The organism is Modestobacter altitudinis (genome assembly GCF_005930475.1).
Lineage (GTDB): Bacteria > Actinomycetota > Actinomycetes > Mycobacteriales > Geodermatophilaceae > Modestobacter > Modestobacter altitudinis.
Genome location: NZ_SJEW01000025.1, coordinates 1 through 22289 on the forward strand (window position 1 = coordinate 1; position 22289 = coordinate 22289).

The window sequence follows — 22289 nt, forward strand, 5'->3', positions numbered from 1 at the left end:
GGCGGGCGGTGGGTCACCGCGGTACAGGTCGTCCTGGCTCACCGGCTGAGTGTGCGGGTCAGCCGCCGATGGCCGCGGCAGGCAGGGCCGCCATCCGGACGGCGATCGACCGGGCGGCGGCCGCGGTGGTGCCCGGGTCCTCGCCGATGAGCACCGACAGCACCTGACCGCGGGCCTGCGCGACGACGACCTGCGTGCTCCCGTCGGAGAGCCGGTACTGGAAGACGACGCTGTCCTCGGCCAGGCCGTCGGCGGGTGGCCCTGGCTCGAAGGTGTACTCGTCGGGCGGGCAGCCGCCGAAGGCCTGCACCAGCTCCTGGACGGCGGTGGCCGCGGCCGCGGGGGAGTCGTAGGCGATCGCCTCGGCCGAGACCTGCGGCGTGCGGCTGCCGTCCAGCCCGACCACCGGGTGCTTGGTCGTCCGGTGCACCTCGGAGGTGAAGGTGCCGCCGCAGATGCCGGCGAGGCTCGGGTTGTCGACCAGCGCGGCGCCCTGCGACAGCGGGTTGGCCTGCACCGACCAGCCGGCCGGCAGGTCGTCGGCGCGCAGTGCCAGCGCCAGGGCCGCGTCGGCCGGGGAGCCGGCGAGCGCCGGGTCGGCAGCCGCCTCAGCAGCGGCCACGGCCGAGGCCGCCGGCGGCTCGGCCGAGGCGGTGGCGGTGGCGGTCGCGGCGATCCCGGTCGAGGCGCCGCCGGTGCAGCCGGCCAGGGTCAGGACGGCGGCCGCCCCCGTGCCGAAGAGGACGCCGCGGGACCACACCCCAGCGACGGTAACCGTCGGCGCTGTGCGCTCGGGACTGGAGCGGGCCCCCGGGCGGCACCGGCAGGTCGTCCATACTCACCGGTGCCCGGGACACCGGCGTCCCGAGGAGGAGCGATGACCCGACCGGCCCGGACCGCGGTGCAGGTGGAGCAGGACGCGCTCGACCGGTGAGCAGTCGCGGATGGGTCCCGGTGCGGGACGGCGCAGACCGGTGGTGGCTGCTCACCGCCTACGACGACGGGTGGTGCACGGCGCCGGTGGACGTCCCGACGGCGGCGGACACCCGGCGGCGGCTGCGCGTGTTCCTGGCCTGGACCGCGGCGGTCGTGGTGTTGTTCGCCGCCGCGGTGGGGATCGGCTTCCTGTTGCCGGAGCTGACCTGGCTGCCGTGGGTGCTGCTCGCCGCGAGCCTGGGCACCCTCGCGGTCGCCGGGCTCGGGGCGGCCCGGCGGCGGGCCGCCGCGAGGCCTCCGGTCTTCGGCTCGTCCGCCGAGCACGCCGCCGTCGCCGGGGCCACCCGGATCGCCCTGGACCAGGTGCGGGCGGTGGCCGTGCAGCGTGGCGGCCACGAGGAGGTCGTCACGGTCGCGCTGCGGCGGGGGAAGCCGGTCGTCTACCGCTCGCCGGACCGGAGCCTCGGCCGGCTCTTCGCCGACTGGGTCCCCGCCCCACCGAGCAGGTGAGCGGAGGCTCGAGCTCTGCCCCCGGTGAGGGCAGAGCTCGAGCACCGCCGAGCAGGGTCTGGGACGGTCGGGTCCTGCTCCACATCTGGAGCAGAGCCCGACTGCCCGCGGACCTCAGCCGGCTGCGCCGCTCAGGTCGTACAGCGTGACGCCGTCGACGGTCTGCGCGGTGTAGCTCTCCGCCACCCAGGCCGCGATCTCCGCCGACACGCTGCTGCCGCCGTCGCTGCTCATCCCCAGGCCGCCGCCGATGAACCAGTGGACCTCACCGGCGGCGACGAGCTCCTGGAACTGCGCGAGGGTGGGCGAGGGGTCGCTGCCGTTGAAGCCACCGAGGGCCATCACCGGGTCGCCGGTCGCCAGTTGGTACCCCGCGGCGTTGTTGGACCCGACGGCGGCGGCCACCCAGGTGTAGGAGTCGGCGTCCTCCTCGAGCACGGCGACCACCTCCGCACTGGCGTCGGCGGCGTCGAGCAGGCCGCCCATGCCGCCCGCACCACCGCCGCCGGTGGGCCGGCCGGTGGTGGTGCCGCCCGTGCCGGCCGGTGGCGTGCCCAGCTGGCCGGGAGCTCCGCCGGGCTGGCCGGCTCCGGCGCCCGCGGGTGGGGTCCCGCCGCCGGGTCCACCGGGGCCGCCGCCGAAGCCGGTGCCCCCGCTGACCGTCGGGCCGGCCGAGGGGATGGACCCGGTGTGCGCCGTCCCCGCCGTCTGCACCGCGTAGGCGGCCGGGCCGCCGAGGGCGGCGAGGACGCCGACCGCGAGCACCGTCGCGGTCACGGCCCGGCCCACCCGGTCGGCGACCAGCAGGCCGAGCCCGGCGAGCAGGCCGGCACCCAGGACGAGCCAGCGCAGCCAGGGCAGGAAGTCCGCCGACCGGTCCAGCAGCACGAACGACCACACCGCGGTGCCGGCCAGGGTCAGCGCCAGCACGATGCGCGCCCACGCCCGGCCGCGGCGCTGCCAGAGCAGCCCGCCGCCGATGCCGACCAGGGCCGCGATCGCCGGGGCCAGCGCCACCGTGTAGTACGCGTGGAAGATGCCGGCCATGAAGCTGAAGGTCAGCCCGGTGACCAGCAGCCAGCTGCCCCAGGCCAGCAGCGCCGCCCGCCGCAGGTCGGTGCGCGGGGCACGGCCGACGGCGACCAGCCCGGCGGCGAGCAGCACCAGCGCAGCCGGCAGCAGCCAGGCGACCTGACCGCCGACCTCGGCGCCGAAGAGCCTTGCGATCCCGGTCGAGCCCCAGGCGCCGCCGGCCCCGCCGCCACCGACGCTGCCGGTCTCGTCGCCGGTCAGCCGGCCCAGGCCGTTGTAGCCCCAGATCAGCTCCCACACCGAGTTGGTCTGCGAGCCGCCGATGTAGGGCCGCCAGGAGGCGGGCACCAGCTCGACGACCGCCACCCACCAGCCGGCCGAGACCACCAGCGCCCCGCCCGCGGCGAGCACGTGCAGGACCCGCTTGCCCAGCGTGGTGGGCGCGGCGACCAGGTAGACCAGGGCTGAGCCGGGGACGACCAGCACCGCCTGCAGCGTCTTGGTGAGGAACGCGACGCCGATCAGCACGCCGACGCCGACCATCCAGCGCAGGCTGGCCCGCTCCACCGCCCGGACCGTGGCGTAGGCGGCCAGGCTCATCAGCAGCACCAGCAGCGCGTCGGGGTTGTCGAAGCGGAACATCAGCACCGCGACCGGGGTCAGCGCCATCGCCGCGCCGGCCAGCAGACCGGATCCGGGACCGGCGACGCGGCGCACCGACAGGTACAGCACCCCGACGGTGGCGACGCCCATCAGCGCCTGCGGCACGAGCAGCGACCAGGAGTTCAGCCCGAACAGCCGGACGGCGATCTCCATGACCCACAGCGACGCCGGGGGCTTGTCGACGGTGATCGAGTTGCCCGCGTCGGAGGAGCCGTAGAAGAAGGCCTCCCAGCTCTGCGAACCGGCCTGCACGGCCGCCGCGTAGAAGGCGTTGGCCCAGCCGGAGGCGGCCAGGTCCCACAGGTACAGCAGGCCGGTGGCGGCCAGCAGCCCGAGCAGCGACGGGCGCACCCAGGCCGGGTCGTCGTCCCGGCCGCGCAGTGAGCGCTGGACGAACCGGCGGGCGCGCGACGTCCGCGCGCGAGGTGGTGTCGGCTCCGGTGCGGGTCCCGAGGGCTGGCTGGGGGAGTCGAGGACGGTGCTCATCGGACGGTCTCCATCGCCGGGACGGCGGGGTCGGGGACGGGGGAGGACGGGCTCGTGCGGCGCGCGGGGCGGAAGACCCAGCCGCGGAGGAGGACGAAGCGGAGCAGGGTGGCCAGCGCGTTGGCGACGACCAGCGCCCCGACCTCGGTGCTGCGGGCCGGCGTGGCGGTGGCGGCGTGCAGGACGGCGAGGGTGCCGCTGGTCAGCGCCAGGCCGAGGCCGAGGACCACCAGCCCCTGCAGCTGGGCGCGCCCGGCGCCGGGGCCGCCGCGGATGCCGAAGGTGACCCGCCGGTTGGCCGCCGTGTTCGCGACCGCGGTCACCCCCAGCGCGACCAGGTTCGCCGGCTGCGCCGCGAGCACGCCCCGCAACGCCACGAACAGCAGCAGGTAGGCCAGCGTGGACAGCACGCCGATGGTGGCGAAGCGGACCAGCTGCCCGGCCAGCCCGGCCGGGACCCCGGGTACCGGGTCGGCCAACGGCCCGCGGCCCAGTGAGGCGCGGAGCTCGGCGACCGGCAGCCGGCCGGTGGCCAGGGCGCGCAGCATCCGGGCGATGCCGGCCAGGTCGGCCCGGGCGGTCGCCACGATGTCCACCCGGCTGTCCGGGTCGTCCACCCAGTCCACGGGGACCTCGTGGACCCGCAGCCCGCTGCGTTCGGCGAGCACGAGCAGCTCGGTGTCGAAGAACCAGCCGGTGTCCTCGACCAGCGGCAGCAGCTCCGCGGCGACGTCGGCGCGGATCGCCTTGAACCCGCACTGCGCGTCCGACAGCCGGGTGGCCAGCGCCCCGCGCAGCAGCAGGTTGTAGCCGCGGGAGATGACCTCGCGCTTCGTGCCGCGCACCACCCGCGACGACGGTGCCAGCCGGGTGCCGATCGCGAGGTCGGAGTGGCCGCTGATCAGCGGGGCGACCAGCGGCAGCAGGGCGGCGAGGTCGGTGGACAGGTCGACGTCCATGTAGACCAGGACCGGCGCCGGCGAGGCCAGCCACGCGGTGCGCAGCGCCCGGCCACGGCCGGCCTCGGGCAGCACCAGCACCTCGATGCCGGGCAGCTCGGCGGCGACCCGACGAGCGACCGCGACTGTGCCGTCGGTGCTGGCGTTCTCCGCGACGGTGATCCGGAACGGGTAGGGCAGCTGGCTGGACAGGTGCGCGTGCAGCCGGCGCAGGCAGGGCTCGAGGTCGGTCTCCTCGTCGTGGACGGGGACGACGACGTCGACGACCGGCGTGCGGAGGCTGCTCGGGTCTGGCGGGGGCATGGCACGACCGTCGGGTCCGCGGCTGGTGGGCTTCCCTGCTCCGGCTACGTGTCGCCTGTGAGCGGTGCGCGCGCGATGTGGCTCCGCCCACCCGAGGGCCGGGTGTGCCCGACGGCGCGGCGGGGGTAGCGGCTGGTCATGAGAGCAGTCGGAGTGACGGAGTTCGGCGGGCCCGAGGCCCTGCACCTGGTCGACGTCCCGGCCGAGCCGCTGGGCGCGGGTCAGGTCCGGGTCCGGGTGACGGCGGCGACGGTGAACCCGACCGACACCTATGCGCGCAACGGCACCTACGCCGGGCGCGACCCGGTGAAGGAGTTCCCCTACGTCCCGGGCATGGACGTCGCCGGGGTGCTGGCCGAGGTCGCCGAGGGTGCGCCGACCGACCTGGAGGTCGGCGCGCACGTGATGGGCATCGTCCTCCCCTCCGGCGCGCACGGCGGCTACCGGGAGGACATCGTGCTGCCGGCGCGCTCGATCGCCCGGATGCCGGCCGGCGTGAGCGACGCGGCTGCCTCGACGCTGCCGATGAACGGGCTGACCGCGCGGCTGGCGCTGGACAAGATGGCGCTGCAACCGGGCCACGTCCTCGCGGTGACCGGTGCCGCCGGCGCGTTCGGCGGGTACGTCGTCCAGCTGGCGAAGACCGAGGGGCTCACCGTGGTCGCCGACGCCGCGGAGGCCGACGAGGACCTGGTGCGCGAGCTGGGCGCCGACGTCGTCGTCCGGCGCGGGGACGACGTCGCGGCACGGATCCGCGAGCAGTTCCCGGACGGCGTGGACGGCCTGGCCGACGGGTCGGTGCAGGACGCCGTCGTGCTGCCGGCGGTGAAGGACGGCGGCGCGGTCACCACCGTCCGCGGCTACCGCGGCGACGGGCAGCGGGACCTGCGGGTCTTCCCGGTGCTGGCGCGCGAGTACGCGGAGCAGGCCGAGGCGCTGGACCGGCTGCGCGCACACGTGGAGCAGGGCGAGCTGACGCTGCGGGTGGCCCAGACCTTCGCGGCCGCCGACGGCGCGGAGGCGCACCGCCGGCTGGAGGCCGGCGGCGTCCGCGGCCGCTTGGTGCTGCTCTTCTGACTGCCCCCGTCAGCGGCCCGCCCCGAGCGTGCGAGGGGTGGGGGGAAGGGAGTCCCCCCGGAGGTGCTTGGCGGCTTCTCGCCGTGACAGCGGACTCAGCTCGTGCCCGGCGAGGAAGCCGCGCACCCACGCCGGGTCGGTCTTGGCCAGGTCGCGCAGCGCCCAGCCGATCGCCTTGCGGACGAAGAACTCCGGGTCGGCGGCGTTGACCTCGATCACCTCGGCCAGCAGCGCCCGGTCGGTGCGGTCCTTCGCGCCCAGCTGGGCGATGACGGCGCTGCGCCGCAGCCACCGGTCCTCCGACCGCGCCCAGTCGCGCAGCACCGGTGCCAGCTGGGCCGGGGAGGCGAGCAGCAGGTCGCGGACCCGGCCGGCGACGCCGTCGACGAGGTCCCACCACGCCCCGCTGGTGATCATCTCCTCGTACAGCGGGAGCAGCTCCAGGGCGCCGCGGGCGACCGGCAGCCCGGTGAGCGCGATCGCCGCGTAGCGCTCCTCGCGGTACGCCGCTCCCCGCCACAGCGCGCCCGCCGCCCGCCCGACGTCCGCCGCGGTCACCGGCGGGTCCGCGGTCGCCGCCGCCCGGGTCAGCCGGCGCACCTCGGGCAGCCGCACGCCCAGGCAGGGCTCCGCCGTCTTCAGGTAGGCCTGCATCCCGCGGGCCCGCTCGGGGTCGGCGACCGACCGCAGCGCGGCACGCACGGCCGCGACGAGCGCCTCCACCTCAGCGGCGCCGGGCGGCCATCGGCAGCCAGACGGCCAGCCCCATCAGCAGCACCGCCAGCGGCACGTGCACCACGACGCTGCCGCCGCCGGCACGGCCGAGGACGTACTCGACCACCAGCAGGACCAGCAGCATCACCGTCCCGATCAGCAGGTCGCGGCGGTGCCGGAGCCAGACGACGGCGGCCACGGTGGCGATCGCGGCCAGGGTCACGGTCGCCTCGGCGCCGTGCTGGTGCACCGAGTACCAGGTGCTGCCGTCGGCGTCGGGGCGCAGGAACAACCCGGCCCACAGCGCCTGCAGCAGGACCCCGAGCGAGGTGAGCCCGATCAGCGCGGACCAGACGGGAGGCGGCTTCAGGGACGTCGTCCCGGTCGTGGCCATGGCCTGATCCTGCCAGCCGCCACGGCCCGTGCGAGGCTGCTCGGACGGGGCCGCTCACGGGCGTGCGGCCGGCACCGGGAGGCGACGTGAACGGCGCGCAGGCAGTTCTCCGCACCCTGGTGGCCGGCGGGGTGGAGGTGTGCTTCGCCAACCCCGGCACCTCGGAGATGCACTTCGTCGCCGCGCTGGACGACGTACCGGAGATGCGGGCGGTGCTGACCCTGTTCGAGGGGGTCGCGACCGGCGCGGCCGACGGCTGGGCGCGGATGACCGGCCGGCCGGCGGCCACCCTGCTGCACCTGGGGCCGGGGCTGGGCAACGGGCTGGCGAACCTGCACAACGCCCGCCGTGCCCGCGTCCCGCTGGTCAACGTGGTCGGCGACCACGCGCTGGGTCACAAGCGCCTGGACGCCCCGCTGGAGTCCGACATCGACGCGGTCGCCGGCACGGTGTCGGGCTGGGTGCGCCGGTCGCTGACGACCGGGGACGTCGGCGCCGACACCACCGACGCGATCACCGCCGCGCGCGGGTGGCCCGGCCGGGTGGCCACCCTGGTGCTGCCGGCCGACGTGTCGTGGAGCGAGGGCGCGGCCCTCGGACCGGTCCGGGGCGCGCGGGCGGCACCCCGGGTGCCGGACGTCGAGATCGAGGGGCTGGCCGACGTGCTCGGTCCCTCGACCGTCCTCTTCCTCGGCGGGTCGGCGCTGCAGGAAGCGGGGCTGAGGGCGGCGGCGGAGGTGGCCGCCGGCACCGGCACCCGGCTGCTCGCGGAGACCTTCCCGGCCCGGATGCGGCGCGGCGCCGGGCTCCCCGACGTCCTCAAGCTGCCCTATCCGCCCGACGGCGCCCGCAAGCAGTTGGACGGTGTCGAGCACCTGGTGCTGGCCGGCGCGGTCGAGCCGGTCGCCTTCTTCGGCTACCCGGGCACGGGCGGTCGGCTGGTGCCCGAGGGCTGCACCGTGCACGTGCTGGCCACGCCCGCGGAGGACGTCGTCAGCGCGCTGCTCGCGTTGGCCGACCGGGCCGCTCCCGACGCGACGCCGCAGGTCGCCGAGGTCCGGCGCCCGGAGCTGCCCACCGGCCGGCTGGACGTCAAGGCCCTCGCCGAGGTGGTCGGGGCGCTGCTGCCCGAGCGGGCCGTCGTCGTCGACGAGGCGGTGACCAGCGGGTACTTCCTGCCCGGGGCCACCGTCGGGGCGCCGGCGCACGACTGGTTGACGCTGACCGGCGGCGCCATCGGCCAGGGCCTGCCGGTGGCGACCGGCGCCGCGGTGGCCGTCCCCGACCGGCCGGTGGTCGCGCTGCAGGCCGACGGCAGCGCCATGTACACGATCCAGGCGCTGTGGACCCAGGCCCGCGAGCAGCTCGACGTCACCACCGTCATCTGCGACAACGGCGCCTACGCCATCCTCGCCGCCGAGCTGGAGAACGTCGGTGCCGCGAGCGGGGGAGAGCGGGCCGCGAAGCTGCTGGACCTCGGCGGGCCGGCGCTGGACTTCGTCGCGCTGGCCACCGGGATGGGCGTGCCCGCCACCCGGGCCACGACCGCCGAGGAGCTCGCCGAGCAGTTCCGCGCCGCGCTCGCCGAGCCCGGGCCGCACCTCATCGACGCCGTCCTCCAGCGGTAGCGCGCACGGTCGGTCACACCCCGTCGTCCGCACGCAGCCGGGCGGCGGGGCACCCCGCCGTGCCGCGCCGGAGGCCGTTGACGGCCGGCCCCGGCGATGGGCTGATGACCGGTACGGGCCGACGAGGGGACGCAGCGATGAGGCTGCCGATCATCTACGTGCGCGGTTTCGCCGGGGACACTCGCGGGATCGACCGGGCGGTGGACGACCCCTTCTACGGGTTCAACGAGGGCTCGGTGCACGTCCGGGTGGGCGGGGACGCGCAGCCGCAGTTCCACCAGTTCGAGAGCCCGCTGCTGCGGTTGATGCTCGACGACGACGAGGAGCCCGGGGAGGTCTACCGGCCGCTCGTGCAGGGCGGTCAACGCGCGTTCCTGGAGGCCCAGGACGACGGGTCGGTACCGCCGCGGACGATCTGGGTGCACCGCTTCTACGACCGGGCGGCATCGACCTTCGGCCAGCGGCCGGAGGCGTTCACGCTGGAGCGGGCGGCGGAGGACCTGTACGCCCTGGTGCGTCTGGTGCGGGCCAAGACCGGAGCCTCGCGCGTGCACCTGGTGGCGCACTCGATGGGCGGGCTGATCTGCCGCTCGATGATCCAGCGGGTGGTGCCGGAGGCGACCGGCCGGCCCGACGGCGCCGCAGACGTCGTCGACCGGCTGTTCACCTACGGCACGCCGCACGGGGGCATCGAGTTCGCGGTCGGCTTCGGCCTGGTGGAGGAGCTGCGCGACTTCTTCGACATCGGCGGCGGGGCCGTCTTCGGCCCGGACCGGATGTGGGAGTACCTGACCCCGGCGGACCGGCGGGACGGCGGACCACCCGCGGGCTGGGACCCGGCGACCATGCCCGCGGACGGGTTCCCGCGGGACCGGGTGTTCTGCCTGGTCGGCACCGACCCGGCGGACTACGCCGCCGCCGGCGGGCTGTCGTCGCGAGCGGTCGGCGCGCGCAGCGACGGGCTGGTGCAGATCGACCACGCCTACGTGCCCGGCGCCCACCGCGCGTTCGTGCACCGCAGCCACAGCGGCCGGTACGGGCTGGTCAACTCCGAGGAGGGCTACCAGAACCTGCGCCGGTTCCTGTTCGGCGACCTGCAGGTGTCCGTCGAGCTGCGCGGGCTGACCCGGCCCGACCCCGGCGACGACATCGTCTGGCAGCTGGAGACGCAGCTGGCGATCCGCGGGCTGCCGGTCGTCGTGCACGAGCAGACGACGGCGCACCAGTGCCCGGTCCAGCTCGAGTGGCCCGACGCCGCCGACGACGACAGCAACCCGGTCCCGCTGGTCACCACGTTCCTGCTCTCCGGGCAGGCGCCGGCCGGCCGGACCCCAGGTGCGCCGGCCCGGCTGCGGCACGCGCTCCGGCTGCGGCTGATCTCGCTGCGGGAGGAGCACGGCTGCTGCCGGTTCGGGGACCACCTCGAGCAGACCGCCGACGTCGACGACACCCTGGTCGTGGACATCGAACCAGGGCTGCCGTGCCCGCGGGCGTGGGCGACCTGGAACTCGGTGATCCCCGGCGCGATCCGGGACTGGGAGCCCGCCGGCCCGCCGATGGGCGACGCCGACGAGAGCACCGGCGTGTGGTGCACCGAGGTGCCGCTGCCGGCGACCGCGCGGCCTGTCCTGGGCCAGCGGGCTCGGGTCCGGCTCACCGTGACCGCGCGGGGCTGACCGCGGTCAGCCGAGCGCGGCCAGGGCGGCCAGCACGTCCTGCTCGACCCGCGCCTTGTCGACGCCGAGGCCGGTGAGCACGCCGGCGCCGTCCTCGAGCTCGAGCAGGGCGAGCAGCAGGTGCTCGGTGCCGATGTAGTTGTGGCCCAGCCGGAGCGCTTCGCGGAAGGTCAGCTCGATCGCCTTCTTGGCGCTCGCGTCGAACGGGATGAGCGCCGGGAGGGCGTCGGTCCGAGTGGGCAGGGCGGCGGTGACCGTCTGCCGGACGGCGTCCAGGTCGAGCCCCTGGTCGGTCAGCGCCTTCGCGGCCAGGGCGTCGGGCTGGGTCAGCAGCCCCAGCACGAGGTGTGCCGTGGTGATCTCGCTGTTGCCCGCGGTGCGGGCCTCCTCCTGCGCGGCGACGACCACGGCCCGCGCCCGGACGGTGAACCGGGTGAAGCCCTGCTCGGGGTCCAGCGGCAGGTCCCTGGGCACGAAGCGCTTCTGCGCGGCCTGCTTGGTGACGCCCATGCTGCGGCCGATGTCGGTCCAGGAGGCGCCGGAGCGGCGGGCCTGGTCGACGAAGTGGCCGATCAGGTGGTCGGCCACCTCGCCCAGGTGGTCGGCGGCCAGGACCGCGTCGGTCAGCTGGTCCAGCGGCTGGTCGTGCACCTTCTGGATGGCGGAGATGAGGTCGTCGAGGCGGACGGTGGGCGGCATCTGCACCGGATCGGTCATGCCGTCAACGCTAGGTTGACGATCCCCCGTCGTCAACCCCAGGTTGACGGAAGAGGGCGTTTCCCGATGATCAATCCGGGGCATCTCCGAGGTTCCCAGACCGAGGAGGACCCCCGTGGAGACCTGGCTGATCGTGGTCATCGTCATCGCCGTGCTGATCGTGCTGGCGCTGATCGCCATGGCGGCGGCCAAGCGCAGCCGGGCCGGCAAGGCGCGCAAGGCGGCCCAGGCCCGTGAGCACCTGCGTGAGGCCGAGCTCCGTGGCGCGAAGGCGGAGAAGGAGCAGGCGCTCGCCGACGAGCAGGCTGCCCGGGCCCGCCGGGAGCGGGCGGAGGTCGAGCTGCGCGCCGCCGAGGCGGAGCGCGAGGCCCGGGAGCGCTCCCAGCACGCCCAGCAGGAGCGGTCGGCGGCCGAGCAGCTGAAGGCCAAGGCCGAGAAGCTCGCCCCGGGGCTGACGCACGGCGGCGGTCACGTCGGGGGCGCGCAGGCCGCCGACGTCACCCAGCAGATCCGCCGCGAGGACATCCAGCGCGGGTCGAACGGCGGCGGCGCCACCCGCGCCTGACAGCCGCGCCGACGGGCCGTCTCCCTCCGGGGAGGCGGCCCGTCGGCGCGTCGGTCACCGTGCCGTGGGCTCTGCCAGCGGCTGCAGCTGGCAGGCCGCGGCGAAGCCCTGCGACTCGATGCCCAGTGCGGTGTTGCTGCGGGTGTAGAAGTTGGCCAGCGCGATGTACGCGGTCAGCTCCACCAGTGCCGCCGCCCCGAGCTGGTCGAGCAGCCGGGCGGACAGCTCGTCGGTCACCGTCGGCGGCGTCTGGCTCATCGCCTCGGCGTACTCCAGTGCGTCCCGCTCCAGCGGCGTGAACACGTCCGACTCCCGCCAGCGCGGCACCTCCCGGGCCTTGGTCAGGTCCAGCCCCTCGTTGGCGGCCAGGAAGTAGCCGAGGTCCAGGCACCAGCTGCAGCCGACCAGACTGGCCACCGCCATGTGCGCGAAGGACTTCAGGTCGGCGTCGCAGCGGTCCCACTTCTTCGACTTGCGGCCGATGGTGAAGCTGAAGTCGACGATCTGGCGGTTGTGCCAGGCGACCTCCACCGGCTCGGCCACCTCGCCGAACATCCGGCGCGACATCCGCTTCACGATGGCGCCGTAGACGCCGGTCAGCTCGGCCTTGGGGATCCTCGTGGTGCTGGCCATGACTCCTCCTCGGGTGGGTGTCCTGCATCAAGACGCCCGCCGACCCTCAGGTGTGACATCCCGTGGGCGGCGCCGCCGGCGGGGGCGTCGCGGGAGCACCCGATCGCGCACGGTGTCGGGCGTGCACGAAACGACATCGTCCGCCTACCCTGCGTGGGTCGTTCGCCGACGGATGCGAGCTGGTCCGATTGCCACCGGTGTGCCGATCGGCTGTGTCCGGCCGGTGTCGCGGCGTCGCTGCTCCAGCACCGGGTCACATGGAGAGGAGATCGATGACTCACGATCACGCGAGGACGGTGCGGGCGACGGCGGCGACCGTGACCCCGCCGCGATGACCGTGCCCGTCCCGTCCTCCGACGCAGACCGGATGACCGGCCGACCGGCGGCGGTCCGGGTCGGCACCGTCGGGCTGCCGAACCGAGCCGCGCTGCGCGGCCTCCGGCTCGAGGGCTCCGCGGGCCGGCTGACGCTGACCCGGGCGGGGCGCGAGCTGCGCAGCTTCACCGTCGGACCCGGGCAGGACGTCGAGCAGGCCGAGCACCTGGGCGGCCCGAAGCTGCTCGAGCTGGCCCCCACCTCGCTGGGTGCCGTCGACCTGGTCGGGCCGGGCGGGGCCCGGGTGGCCCGGCTGGACCTGCGGGAGTGGGTGCCGGAGGCCGAGGAGCTGTCCCGGCCCAAGGAGGCGCTGGACCGCTCGAGCGTGGTCGAGGTGCTGCAGCAGGCCGGCCTGCCGCTGCGCCCGGTGCCGCCGTCGGAGCTGGCTGCGGTGCTGGACACCCGGGTGCCGTCGCTCCTGCCGTTCCGCCGGGTGCCGGTGGCCTACACGGTGCTGCGGTCGGTCGCGGTGGTGCTGGCCACCGTCACCTTGCTCTGGGCCATCGTCACCGACGTGCCCGACCTCCTGTGGCCGCTCGGCTCGCTGGCCCTGCTGTTGAGCACCCTGGTCGCCGTGGGCATGTGGGCGGGCGCACTCGCCCGGGACCGGATCTCCGACGGGAGCCAGCCAGTGCTGCGGCCACATCCGTCGGCACCGGCGACCCGCCGGTTCCGCCGGACAGCCCGGGTGCGCGTCGAACCGGACGCCGTGGTCGTGGTCGACGGCATGGGGCGCGAGCGCCGGCTGCCCCGGGAGGGCGCGTTGGCGGTGACCACCGCCTCCGTCGTCCGGGAGGGGACCGACACCGCGGCGCTGGAGCTGCGCACCGAGGACGGGACGCCGCGGGCGACCCTGCCCTGGAGCCTGTGGTGCGGCGGCGACGGTGGTGCCGACGCGCTGGAGCGGACCTGCGCGGCCGCCGGCCTGGCGCTCGAGCGCCGGGCCGCACCGGCACGCCGGTCAGCGGCGGAGGAGGCGGCGGCGCGGAAGCTGTTCTCCTCGCCGGCCCGCGGCTGGGTGCAGAACCTCACCTGGCCGCACGGGCTGCCGGGTCAGGCCGCCGTCTGGCAGACCGCGGCGATGTCGGCGCTGCTGCTGCTCTACGGCGTCGCCGACCAGCCGCCGGCCTGGACCCGCTGGGTCCTGGGCGGCACCCTGCTCCTCGCACTGGGGCAGCACCTGGTGCGGCTCGTCGCCCGCCGTTGGCTCGACCGGGAGGTGTCGGCATGACCGACGTGCTGGAACTCGAGCTGGAGGCGGACCCGGGGTGGTACGCCGTCCCCGAGGACGCCGACGAGCTGCACGAGTGGTCGATCGGCCTGGTACGGGAGCTGGCCGGCCCGGGAGCGGAGGAGGACGCCGTCCGGTCGGCGGCGGAGAGCGTCTTCCTGCACGGGCGCACCCAGCTGGAGGCCGGGGTGGAGTTCGCCTGGGTCTTCCTGCCGGAGCCGCTCGGGCCGGTGGTGGCCGTCTGCTCGATCGAGCTGGTCTTCGGCACTGCGGGCGACCTGCCCTCGCTGGACCAGGTCGCCGAGACGTTGGCCCGCCCCGAGGCCCGGTACCTGGATGCCCCGGAGGTCGGGCGCCCGCTGCTGCAGGCCGGGCCGGCCGTGCGTCAGCACGCCGTGCGGACCGACGGTCCGGAGGGATCGGTGGTGGAGAGCGTCGTGCACGTGCTGGAGGTGCCGGGCGTGGACGACGCGCTGCTGCGGATCTCCGCCGAGTGGCGTGCCCTGCCTCTCGGCGAGGCGCTGGTCGAGCAGGCGGACCGGCTCGCCGCGGCGCTGGTCGTCCGCACCGACTGACCGTTCGTCATCGGTGGTGCGGAGGCTCACGGCCGAGCCCCCTCGCGAGCCGCGTGTCCACGTCGCGGAAGGGGCTGGCGGGCTGGTTCAGGTCGGTCACCCTGCCGTCGAGGCCCCCGATCACGTGCCGGGAGCCAGTGCTGAACTCGTCGCGGGACGCCTGGGAGGTCGTGCTCGAGCTGTCGGTGACGTGGCTCTCGAGACACGAGCTCCGCACTGCGCGGGTCGGCGCACCCGGTCGCCACCTCGCCGCGAGGATCACCGGCGGGGGAGCAGCCCGGTGCGCCAGGCCAGGGCGGCGAGCTGCGCGCGATCCCGGGCACCGAGCTTGCCCAGCACCCGCCCCACGTGGGTGCGCGCGGTCGCGGGGCTCATCCCCAGTTCCTGGGCGATCTCCTCGTTGGACAGGCCGTCGCCGACCGCGGCCAGCACCTCGCGCTCCCGGGCGGTCAGCGGCTGCAGCGCCGCCGACCCCACCGGCGCCCGGGCGTTGACGGCCGTCACGGCGGCCCGCACCACGCCCCGGGTCACCGCGGGGGACAGCACCGCCTCGCCGGCTGCCGCCGCCCGCACCCCGCGGCGGAGCTCGTCGGGCTCGGCGTCCTTGAGCAGGAAGCCGCTCGCCCCGGCCTGCAGCGCGCCGAGCACCAGGTCCTCGTCGTCGAAGGTGGTCAGCGCGACCACCGACACCGCCTCCAGGGCCGGGTCGGCCCCGATCCGCCGGGTCGCCTCGATGCCGTCCAGCACCGGCATCCGCAGGTCCATCAGCACGACGTCGACGTCCCGCGCCACCCGCAGCCGGTCCAGCGCGGCACGTCCGTCCCCCGCCTCGCCGACCACCTCGACGTCCTCGGCCCGCTCGAGCACCGCCCGGATGCCGGCCCGCACCAGCGGCTGGTCGTCGACGACGAGCACCCGGATCACGCCGGCGCCGCCACCCGGTCGGTGGCCAGCGGCACCACGGCGGTGACCGCGAAGCCGCCGCCGTCCCGGTTGCCCGCCGACAGCCGGCCACCCAGCAGCGCCACCCGCTCGCGCATGCCCTGCAGCCCGTGGCCCTCGGCATCCGGGCCGGCCGTGCCGGTGCCGTCGTCGGTCACCGAGACGGTGATCTCGCCCGGCCGGTGGTCCAGGGTCACGGTCGCGGAGCGGGCGCACGCGTGCCGGAGCACGTTGGTCAGCGACTCCTGCACCAGCCGGTGCACGGTCGCCTCGACGGCGGCCGGCAGCGGCCGTGGCTCACCGCGGACCTCGAGGGAGACGTCCAGCCCGGTGGACGCGGTGGCCGCGACCAGGTCGGCGACGTCGGTGAGGCCGGCCGCCGGCTCGACGGGAGCGGCGTCCCCGCGCAGCAGGCCCACGGTGTCGCCGAGGTCGTGCAGCACGTCCCGGCTGACCGCGCGGATGGTGTGCAGCGACCGGCGGGCGGCCTCCGGGTCGTCGTCTAGCGACTCGGCGGCGACCGCGGCGTGCAGTGTGACGACCGCGACCGCGTGGCCCAGCAGGTCGTGCACGTCGCGGGCGATCCGCAGCCGCTCGTCGGCGACCCGGCGCTGCGCCTCGGCCTCCCGCTCGTGCGCGGCCAGCAGCAGCCGCTGGTCGAGCTCGGCCTGCCAGCCGCGGCGGGAGCGGACCGCGTCGCCGAGGGCGAGCACCGCGGCCAGCAGCGCCAGCGAGATCGCGCCGTCGTAGCCCAGGATGAGCCCGGCCTTCTCGTTCTCCCCGTCGCTCATCAGCCGGAACACCACGGACAGGGCCAGGCCGGCGCCACCCACCACCGCGCCCAGTCGCAGCCGCCCGGCCTGCGCGACGACGAAGAACGCCGGCGCCAGCGGGAGGATCAGGCCGACCGCGGAGTAGCCGGTCCAGTAGAAGCCGTAGAGCAGGGCGATGCTGGCGTAGAGCGCCGGCACCGGCGCCCGACGGGCGACGAGCATCGGCAGCCCGATCACCGCCACCAGGGCGAACCCCAGCGCGTCGTTGGACCGCGCCTCCGGCTCGAGGTGGCCGGCCAGCGCGGCCCAGGCCGGCAGCACCGAGGCGAGCACCAGCACGACGTCGACACGCCCCGGGCGCCAGGTCATGCCCGGGAGGCTAGGGGACCCCGCGGCGGCTGCGCGTCCGCGCTGCGACGTATCCCGCCGGCACCGCGTACGTCCAGATCCGCAGCCGGAGCGGGTTCCCGGGCGGACGACGTCCGGGCCGGTCGTTCCTAGCGTTCGGCGGGTCTCACCCCGCCTGCCGTCAGGAGCTCCCCGTGCTCGACTCCCTCGCCCGCTGGTGCGTCCGGTCGCGACGGCTCGTCGTCGCGCTGTGGCTGGTCGCCGTCGTCGGGCTCTCCGTCCTCGCCGGTGCCTTCGCCGGCCCCACCAGCGACGACTTCACGCTGCCCGGCTCGGAGAGCACCCGCGCCGCGGACCTGCTCGCCGACGCCGGCTTCCAGGCCCGCTCGGGCTACCAGGCCCAGGTGGTGCTGCACCGGACCGACGGTCTCGACGACCCGGCGGTCCGCGCGGCGGCCGCCGAGCTGGCGGCCGACATCACCGACCAGGTGCCCGGCGCCGAGGTCGTCTCCCCGTTCGACCCGGGCGGCGCTCAGCAGGTCTCGTCCGACGGCACCATCGGCTACCTGCAGGTCGACCTCCCGCAGCGCACCGTCGAGGAGCTCACCGAGGTCAGCGACACGATGGGCGCGCTGCGCGAGGACGTCGACGTCCCCGGGCTGCAGGTGGAGGTCGGCGGTCTGGTGCTCGACGAGGAGGCCACCGGCGGGCCGCCCGCCGAGGTGATCGGCGTGATCGCCGCGGCGCTGATCCTGTTCGTGGCGTTCGGCTCGCTGCTGGCGATGGCCCTGCCGCTGGTGGTCGGCGTGCTCGGCGCGTTCTGCGGCATCGCCGCGATCGAGCTGGCCGCACACGTCATCGACGTGCCGAGCTTCGCCGGCGCCGCCGCCGGGATGATCGCCATCGGCGTCGGCATCGACTACTCGCTGTTGCAGGTGACCCGGTACCGCGAGGCGCTGCGCGGCGGGCTGCCGGTCGTCGAGGCGGTCGTGCTGGCCCAGCGCACCGCCGGCCGCTCGGTGCTCTTCGCCGGCACGACCGTGGTGATCGCCTCGCTGGGGCTGGTGTTCATGGGCCTGGCGCTGATCACCGGAGTCGCCATCGGGATCGCCGTCGCGGTGCTGGTCACCATGCTGGCCGCGGTCACCCTGCTGCCGGCGCTGCTGGGGTTCGCCGGCCCGCGGCTGGGCCGGGTCCGGAGCCGGCGCGGCGCCGACGAGGGGTCGACCGCGGCGCGCTGGGCGCGGGCGGTGCAGCGCCGGCCGGCGGTCTGGGCGGTGGGCTCGCTGACCGCGCTGGTGCTCCTCGCCGTCCCGGTGCTGGACCTGCGGCTCGGTTTCAGCGACGCCGGCACGCTCAGCACCGACAGCACCGCCCGCCGGGCCTACGACCTGCTCGGCGAGGGCTTCGGGCCGGGCGTCAACGGGCCGATGGTCGTCGCCGTCTCCGCTCCGGACGCCGGGGCGGTCGCGGCCGACCTGGCCGGCGGGATCGGTGCCGACCCCGGCGTCGCCTCGGTCGGCCCGCCGGTCGTGTCCGCCGACGGCGGGACGGCGCTGCTGCAGGTGCTGCCGTCGTCGGCCCCGCGCGAGGAGGCCACCACCGACCTGGTGCACCGGCTGCGCGACGACGTCGTCCCGGCGGCTGCAGGGGAGGCCGAGGTGGCGATAGGCGGTGCCCAGCCGGCCGCGATCGACTTCGCCGACTACACCGCCGAGCGGCTGCCGGTCTTCCTCACCGTGGTGCTCGGGCTGTCGTTCCTGCTGCTCGTGCTGGTCTTCCGCGGGTTGCTGGTCGCGCTCAAGGCGGTGGTGGTGAACCTGCTGTCGCTGGCCGCGGCGTTCGGCGCGGTGGTCGCGGTCTTCCAGTGGGGCTGGGGGGCGGACCTGCTCGGCGTGGAGGGGGAGGCGCCGGTGGAGGCCTGGGTGCCGATGATGCTGATCGCGATCGTGTTCGGGCTCTCGATGGACTACGAGGTCTTCCTGCTGTCGCGGATCCGCGAGGAGTACGACCGGAGCGGGGACAACGCCAGCGCGGTGACCCTCGGCCTGGCCCGGACGGCGCGGGTGATCACCGCGGCGGCAGCGATCATGGTGTGCGTCTTCGGCAGCTTCGTGTTCGGCTCGACCCGGGAGCTGCAGCTGTTCGGCTTCGGACTCGCCGTCGCGGTGCTGATCGACGCCACGCTGGTCCGGCTGGTGCTGGTGCCGGCGGCGATGGAGCTGCTCGGCCGGGCGAACTGGTGGCTGCCGCGCCGGCTGGACCGGGCCCTACCGCACCTCACGGTGGAGACACCGGTCGAGGACCGCGCCCGGGAGGATGTCGTCCCTGCCGGCACTCGGTGACCGCATCCCGGTCAGGCGTTCACCTGATCGGGTGAACGTGGCCGTCCTTCGTCACAGTCTGTCCACAGGGGCCCGGCAGGAGACGGTTCCGTTCCCTTCCAGTCACCGCACTCAACGTGACCAAGTGGCTGTTCAACGGGGGTGTCGTGCCGGCTGTGAGCTCCGTCGTCGACCTCGTCGACGGCGAAGTGCGGGAGCTGATCCGCCGTCGGGGGCTGGACCCGTTCACCGACCCGGGGCCGGTGCGCCTCCTCGTCCGGGACGTGGTCGCCGACTACTCGGAACGGTCGCTGTCCTCGGCGCTGCCGCCGACCGGCGACCCGGACGGCGTGGCCCGGGACGTCCTGGACCGGGTCGCCGGCTACGGGCCGCTGCAGCGCTGGCTCGACGACCCGGAGGTCGAGGAGATCTGGGTCAACGAGCCGGATTAGGTGAACGTGCAGCTCAGAAGTTCAGTTTTGGTCCTGGGTCCGCACTGAGTCCGCAGCTGCAGTGAAGACGAGATCCGTGAGGCTGGCGGCGCCCGCCCGGGTGCGGTCCTCGGCCGAGGGCCACAGGTGGGAGTAGGTGTCCAGCGTCGTTGACGGCGACCGGTGCCCCAGCGCCCGCTGCACAGTCACGACGTCGCAGCCGGCGGCGATCAGGCCGGAGGCGTAGAAGTGTCGGAGCCCGTGCAGATGCAAGGCTGGCGTCTCCGCGGCCTTGGTGGTGGACTGCCACCACGAGTTGACGGTGCTGGGCGGGATGGGACGCCCGTCGGCGGTGTAGAACAGCCAGCCCTCGGCCGCCGTTCCAGTTCCTTCAATGTGTCGGGCGAGCATCTCGACGAGCCGATTCGGCAGGTAGATCGTTCGCTCGGATCCGTACTTCGGCTGCCGGAGTTCGGCAGGACCACCCCGCCGGCGTTGGACCTGTCGGCGTACCTGCAGTCGGCGCCCGAGGAAGTCGACATCCTCCAGGTTCACTGCAGAGGCTTCGCCTAAACGAAGGCCGGCGAAGGCGCAGACACCCAAGTAGGCCTGCATGTTGGGGCGAGAGCGATCGATCAGCGCTCGGACCTGGTCGGGTGTCGGGATCTCCATTGCGTGCTCGGCGCGTCGTCGAGCAGGAAGTCGGAGCCCTGCGGAGGGGTCAATCGCGATGACCCGATCCCGCACCGCGGACTTGAGGGCAGCCCGTACGGCATTGACCCGTGTGGCCACTGTGTTCGGCGCGTAGCCGTCCGACACCATCGCCTTGACCCACGTCTCCAGGTGCGAAGCGCGAAGGGCCGCCATCGGCACCGCGCCGAATGTCACCTTCCGCCGGACCAGGTCTATCTGCACCTCAGTCATCGGCGCCCACACCTGCCGTTCCGACCAAGTCCGGTAATAGGCGTCGAAGGTCGCGCGGCCGGCCTGCGGATCGACGTAGCTGCCGGTGACCACCGAAGCCGTCACTTCGTCCAGCCACCGCTGCGCGTCGGTCTTTCGTTTGAAGTGGCGGGCGTGTTCCTTGCCGTTCTCGTCCCGGTACCGGGGGCGGTACGTGCCGTCCGGCCTCCTTGCGATCGACGCCACCGCTGACCGCCTCCGTCTCCGTCTCCGTCTCCTCGAGCCGGACCTTCGACCGTCGCAGTCTCGACTCCCCACTGACCCCAACGGTGCCGTCTCGCGGAAGGGTCAGCCGACTCCGCGTTGGCATCCGGCTTCCGCGAACTTGCGAGTGGAGCCGCCCATCCTTACACCCTGCTGACTGCGGGCTCCACCCGTTGGTCAGCGGCCGGCTGCCGCTGCGGCGCGCTGGTGATCGGCTCAGGCGTGCAGGTCGTCGCGGCGGTAGAGGACGCGGCGGCCGAGGCGGAAGCTGCGCGGGCCGGTGCCCAGGTGGCGCCAGTACCGGAGGGTGGCGACAGGAGCGCGGAGGAGTTCGGCGGCTTCGGCGGCTTCGGCGATGGTGAACAGCTCTCGATCGTGGCGGGGTTGCCGTCGGGCATGGCTGACTTCGGTGTGGTCGGGTGGGCTGGGCCCCGTCACCTCAGAAGGCGCCAAAATGAAGCCCGTGCTGACAGCGGAGCGCCAGATCCTGCAGAAGTTCTCTAGTTGTCCTCCGGCGTCCGCTTTCCAGTACCGCGTCCGGCAACGACAGCAAATACGCGGATGATCACCGTTATGGCTACCAAGACCTCCGTCCTCATCGACGACCTGGACGGCGAGACCTCCGCCGACACTACTGTCAGCTTCGGTCTCGACGGCAAAAGCTACGAGATCGACGTTCGGACAAAGCCGCTGAATTCTGCGACGCCCTGTCGAAGTATGTCTCGCCGGGTCGTAAGTCCGGCTCGACGAGCAAGGCGCGGGCTGCTGTTCGCCACGCGACCACAGACTCGATCGACCCCGCGGCCGTCCGAGCTTGGGCCAAGAGTCAGGGCATCGACGTTTCTCCGCGCGGCCGCACCAAGAGCGACGTGGTCAAGCAATTTCGGGCTGCCGGCAACTGAAGGGGAGCTCTGGGCGCTTGCTCCTGGGCTCCTGATTCCGCCTCCCCGGCGGCGCCGCCGCCGCACGGTCGTCCGGACCCTGTCGGCGGGGCCTCCGGCGGCCTAAGCTCGTTCTCCTGGGCGTCGAGGGGGATGCCCCTGGACCATGCATGCATACCGGTTGGCCGCGTCTTGTCTCACCGGCTGCGCACTGCTCGCGGCCTGCGCCGGTCCGGGTACCGGCACTCCTACCCGGGCCGCGGTGGCGTCGGTAGCCCCGGCGTCGATAGCCCCGGCGTCGATAGCCCCGGCGTCGGTAGCCCCGGCGTCTGTGGACTGTAAGGCCGTCGCCTACCCGGCCGCCGGGTGCATGTCGCGATCGGAGTGGCTGGCACTCGGCGTCGGTGCGCAGGACTGGGACGCCGCGCATGTCCACGTCCAGACGGCGGAGCTGACGGGGGACGGCACGCCCGAGGTAGTCGTGCAGCTCGCCTGCCCCTGGCCGACCGGGGGCAGCCCGGACGTGGTGGTGGTGTTCACCCCCGACGGCAGCAAGCTGCTCGGGCGCCTCCGAGAGAACCTCTGGTTCCAGAGGGCGACGGTGACCACCGACGGCGGGAGGGTGACGATCGCCGGCCCGACGGTAGCCGGCGAGGACCCCCTATGCTGCCCGGCCCACCACGGGCAGATGACCTTCCGCTGGAACGGAGCGCGGTTCGTGGCCGACGAGGTCGTGCAGACGCCATCGTGACCGGCCGCCGGAGCTCCCGGGCCAACAGCGCCGGACGTCGATCCTCCGCGGGGCACTCCAGGTCACCTGATCGCTTGGTCCTGCCGGTGACGCCGCGTCTCGTTTGTCAACAGATCGCTGACAGACGTCTCGCGGACCGGTCGGTTCTCCTTCGGCCTAGATCCACCGCCGATCTTGGTCCGGTCCGCCAGCCGGTGA

Annotated in this window: 22 protein-coding genes and 1 pseudogene; 12 read left to right on the forward strand and 11 right to left on the reverse strand. The window is 74.6% G+C overall.

Going from position 1 to position 22289, the window contains the following annotated elements:
* Nucleotides 1–58: 58 nt before the first annotated feature.
* Nucleotides 59–760: a hypothetical protein gene (locus FHL79_RS11310; protein WP_138758705.1), complete on the reverse strand. Its 702-nt coding sequence runs from the start codon at nucleotides 758–760 to the stop codon at nucleotides 59–61.
* 170 nt (nucleotides 761–930) lie between these two features.
* Between FHL79_RS11310 and FHL79_RS11315 the strand changes: the two genes are divergently transcribed.
* The gene (locus FHL79_RS11315; protein ID WP_138758706.1) at nucleotides 931–1446 is read left to right on the forward strand and encodes a hypothetical protein; all 516 of its coding nucleotides are present in this window, start codon (nucleotides 931–933) and stop codon (nucleotides 1444–1446) included.
* Nucleotides 1447–1560: 114 nt separating this feature from the next.
* On the opposite strand, the gene FHL79_RS11320 is transcribed toward FHL79_RS11315, so the two are convergent.
* Together FHL79_RS11320 and FHL79_RS11325 are read right to left on the reverse strand one after the other, a co-directional pair.
* The gene (locus FHL79_RS11320; RefSeq protein ID WP_138758707.1) at nucleotides 1561–3627 is read right to left on the reverse strand and encodes an ArnT family glycosyltransferase; all 2067 of its coding nucleotides are present in this window, start codon (nucleotides 3625–3627) and stop codon (nucleotides 1561–1563) included.
* Nucleotides 3624–4889: a bifunctional glycosyltransferase family 2/GtrA family protein gene (locus tag FHL79_RS11325; RefSeq protein ID WP_138758708.1), complete on the reverse strand. Its 1266-nt coding sequence runs from the start codon at nucleotides 4887–4889 to the stop codon at nucleotides 3624–3626. Before FHL79_RS11325 ends, FHL79_RS11320 begins: the two co-directional genes overlap by 4 nt.
* Before the next feature lie 138 nt (nucleotides 4890–5027).
* On the opposite strand from FHL79_RS11325, the gene FHL79_RS11330 reads away from it, so the two are divergent.
* Entirely contained in the window at nucleotides 5028–5966 is a 939-nt protein-coding gene (locus FHL79_RS11330; RefSeq protein ID WP_138758709.1) for a quinone oxidoreductase family protein, read from the forward strand.
* Nucleotides 5967–5975: 9 nt separating this feature from the next.
* Here the strand turns inward: FHL79_RS11330 and FHL79_RS11335 are convergent, their stop codons facing one another.
* Both FHL79_RS11335 and FHL79_RS11340 read right to left on the reverse strand, forming a co-directional pair.
* A complete protein-coding gene (locus FHL79_RS11335) occupies nucleotides 5976–6689 on the reverse strand; it encodes a DNA alkylation repair protein (protein ID WP_138758710.1) in 714 nt (237 codons plus the stop codon).
* A gap of 1 nt (nucleotide 6690) precedes the next feature.
* A complete protein-coding gene (locus FHL79_RS11340) occupies nucleotides 6691–7074 on the reverse strand; it encodes a hypothetical protein (RefSeq protein ID WP_138758711.1) in 384 nt (127 codons plus the stop codon).
* Nucleotides 7075–7160: 86 nt separating this feature from the next.
* Here FHL79_RS11340 and FHL79_RS11345 point away from each other — a divergent pair, with 86 nt between their 5' ends.
* Both FHL79_RS11345 and FHL79_RS11350 read left to right on the forward strand, forming a co-directional pair.
* Entirely contained in the window at nucleotides 7161–8702 is a 1542-nt protein-coding gene (locus FHL79_RS11345) for an acetolactate synthase large subunit (RefSeq protein ID WP_138758712.1), read from the forward strand.
* Between the two features lie 137 nt (nucleotides 8703–8839).
* A complete protein-coding gene (locus FHL79_RS11350) occupies nucleotides 8840–10378 on the forward strand; it encodes an esterase/lipase family protein (RefSeq protein ID WP_138758713.1) in 1539 nt (512 codons plus the stop codon).
* Between the two features lie 6 nt (nucleotides 10379–10384).
* Here FHL79_RS11350 and FHL79_RS11355 read toward each other — a convergent pair whose 3' ends face one another.
* On the reverse strand, nucleotides 10385–11095 hold the full coding sequence (locus FHL79_RS11355) for a Clp protease N-terminal domain-containing protein (protein WP_138758714.1): 711 nt from the start codon (nucleotides 11093–11095) through the stop codon (nucleotides 10385–10387).
* Between the two features lie 115 nt (nucleotides 11096–11210).
* On the opposite strand from FHL79_RS11355, the gene FHL79_RS11360 reads away from it, so the two are divergent.
* Nucleotides 11211–11660, forward strand: coding sequence for a hypothetical protein (locus FHL79_RS11360; RefSeq protein WP_138758715.1), 450 nt, complete (start codon nucleotides 11211–11213; stop codon nucleotides 11658–11660).
* Nucleotides 11661–11714: 54 nt separating this feature from the next.
* On the opposite strand, the gene FHL79_RS11365 is transcribed toward FHL79_RS11360, so the two are convergent.
* Nucleotides 11715–12293: a carboxymuconolactone decarboxylase family protein gene (locus tag FHL79_RS11365; protein WP_138758716.1), complete on the reverse strand. Its 579-nt coding sequence runs from the start codon at nucleotides 12291–12293 to the stop codon at nucleotides 11715–11717.
* A gap of 331 nt (nucleotides 12294–12624) precedes the next feature.
* On the opposite strand from FHL79_RS11365, the gene FHL79_RS11370 reads away from it, so the two are divergent.
* Nucleotides 12625–13899, forward strand: a complete 1275-nt coding sequence (locus FHL79_RS11370) for a hypothetical protein (RefSeq protein ID WP_138758717.1) — start codon at nucleotides 12625–12627, stop codon at nucleotides 13897–13899.
* On the forward strand, nucleotides 13896–14474 hold the full coding sequence (locus tag FHL79_RS11375; protein ID WP_138758718.1) for a hypothetical protein: 579 nt from the start codon (nucleotides 13896–13898) through the stop codon (nucleotides 14472–14474). Before FHL79_RS11370 ends, FHL79_RS11375 begins: the two co-directional genes overlap by 4 nt.
* 258 nt (nucleotides 14475–14732) lie before the next feature.
* Here the strand turns inward: FHL79_RS11375 and FHL79_RS11380 are convergent, their stop codons facing one another.
* Together FHL79_RS11380 and FHL79_RS11385 are read right to left on the reverse strand one after the other, a co-directional pair.
* Entirely contained in the window at nucleotides 14733–15398 is a 666-nt protein-coding gene (locus FHL79_RS11380; RefSeq protein WP_138758719.1) for a response regulator, read from the reverse strand.
* Nucleotides 15395–16558: a sensor histidine kinase gene (locus tag FHL79_RS11385; RefSeq protein ID WP_138758720.1), complete on the reverse strand. Its 1164-nt coding sequence runs from the start codon at nucleotides 16556–16558 to the stop codon at nucleotides 15395–15397. The genes FHL79_RS11380 and FHL79_RS11385 overlap by 4 nt, the downstream gene beginning before the upstream one ends.
* A 173-nt stretch (nucleotides 16559–16731) precedes the next feature.
* On the opposite strand from FHL79_RS11385, the gene FHL79_RS11390 reads away from it, so the two are divergent.
* Both FHL79_RS11390 and FHL79_RS11395 read left to right on the forward strand, forming a co-directional pair.
* The gene (locus FHL79_RS11390) at nucleotides 16732–18882 is read left to right on the forward strand and encodes an MMPL family transporter (RefSeq protein WP_138758721.1); all 2151 of its coding nucleotides are present in this window, start codon (nucleotides 16732–16734) and stop codon (nucleotides 18880–18882) included.
* A gap of 116 nt (nucleotides 18883–18998) precedes the next feature.
* Nucleotides 18999–19313 carry a hypothetical protein gene (locus FHL79_RS11395; RefSeq protein WP_246080656.1) on the forward strand — a complete coding sequence of 105 codons (315 nt, stop codon included), beginning with the start codon at nucleotides 18999–19001 and terminating at the stop codon, nucleotides 19311–19313.
* Between the two features lie 21 nt (nucleotides 19314–19334).
* On the opposite strand, the gene FHL79_RS11400 is transcribed toward FHL79_RS11395, so the two are convergent.
* A complete protein-coding gene (locus FHL79_RS11400; protein ID WP_138758722.1) occupies nucleotides 19335–20441 on the reverse strand; it encodes a tyrosine-type recombinase/integrase in 1107 nt (368 codons plus the stop codon).
* A 234-nt stretch (nucleotides 20442–20675) separates the two neighbouring features.
* Nucleotides 20676–20825 carry a helix-turn-helix domain-containing protein gene (locus FHL79_RS11405; protein WP_138758752.1) on the reverse strand — a complete coding sequence of 50 codons (150 nt, stop codon included), beginning with the start codon at nucleotides 20823–20825 and terminating at the stop codon, nucleotides 20676–20678.
* 207 nt (nucleotides 20826–21032) lie between these two features.
* Between FHL79_RS11405 and FHL79_RS26145 the strand changes: the two are divergent.
* From FHL79_RS26145 to FHL79_RS25785, 3 genes and pseudogenes are all read left to right on the forward strand, one after another.
* Nucleotides 21033–21092, forward strand: a pseudogene (locus FHL79_RS26145) (hypothetical protein); the annotation flags it as partial.
* A 200-nt stretch (nucleotides 21093–21292) separates the two neighbouring features.
* On the forward strand, nucleotides 21293–21361 hold the full coding sequence (locus FHL79_RS26590; protein ID WP_439331127.1) for a hypothetical protein: 69 nt from the start codon (nucleotides 21293–21295) through the stop codon (nucleotides 21359–21361).
* A gap of 241 nt (nucleotides 21362–21602) precedes the next feature.
* A complete protein-coding gene (locus FHL79_RS25785; RefSeq protein ID WP_246080658.1) occupies nucleotides 21603–22091 on the forward strand; it encodes a hypothetical protein in 489 nt (162 codons plus the stop codon).
* Nucleotides 22092–22289 lie beyond the last annotated feature (198 nt).

What these genes read in the sequence shown, in the direction of transcription:
- FHL79_RS11340 (WP_138758711.1), bottom strand. Translation starts at nt 7,074, where the DNA reads ATGGCCACGACCGGGACGACGTCCCTGAAGCCGCCTCCCGTCTGGTCC.
- FHL79_RS11325 (WP_138758708.1), bottom strand. Translation starts at nt 4,889, where the DNA reads ATGCCCCCGCCAGACCCGAGCAGCCTCCGCACGCCGGTCGTCGACGTC.
- FHL79_RS11350 (WP_138758713.1), top strand. Translation starts at nt 8,840, where the DNA reads ATGAGGCTGCCGATCATCTACGTGCGCGGTTTCGCCGGGGACACTCGC.
- FHL79_RS11365 (WP_138758716.1), bottom strand. Translation starts at nt 12,293, where the DNA reads ATGGCCAGCACCACGAGGATCCCCAAGGCCGAGCTGACCGGCGTCTAC.
- FHL79_RS11385 (WP_138758720.1), bottom strand. Translation starts at nt 16,558, where the DNA reads ATGACCTGGCGCCCGGGGCGTGTCGACGTCGTGCTGGTGCTCGCCTCG.
- FHL79_RS11330 (WP_138758709.1), top strand. Translation starts at nt 5,028, where the DNA reads ATGAGAGCAGTCGGAGTGACGGAGTTCGGCGGGCCCGAGGCCCTGCAC.
- FHL79_RS11355 (WP_138758714.1), bottom strand. Translation starts at nt 11,095, where the DNA reads ATGACCGATCCGGTGCAGATGCCGCCCACCGTCCGCCTCGACGACCTC.
- FHL79_RS11370 (WP_138758717.1), top strand. Translation starts at nt 12,625, where the DNA reads ATGACCGTGCCCGTCCCGTCCTCCGACGCAGACCGGATGACCGGCCGA.
- FHL79_RS11375 (WP_138758718.1), top strand. Translation starts at nt 13,896, where the DNA reads ATGACCGACGTGCTGGAACTCGAGCTGGAGGCGGACCCGGGGTGGTAC.
- FHL79_RS11320 (WP_138758707.1), bottom strand. Translation starts at nt 3,627, where the DNA reads ATGAGCACCGTCCTCGACTCCCCCAGCCAGCCCTCGGGACCCGCACCG.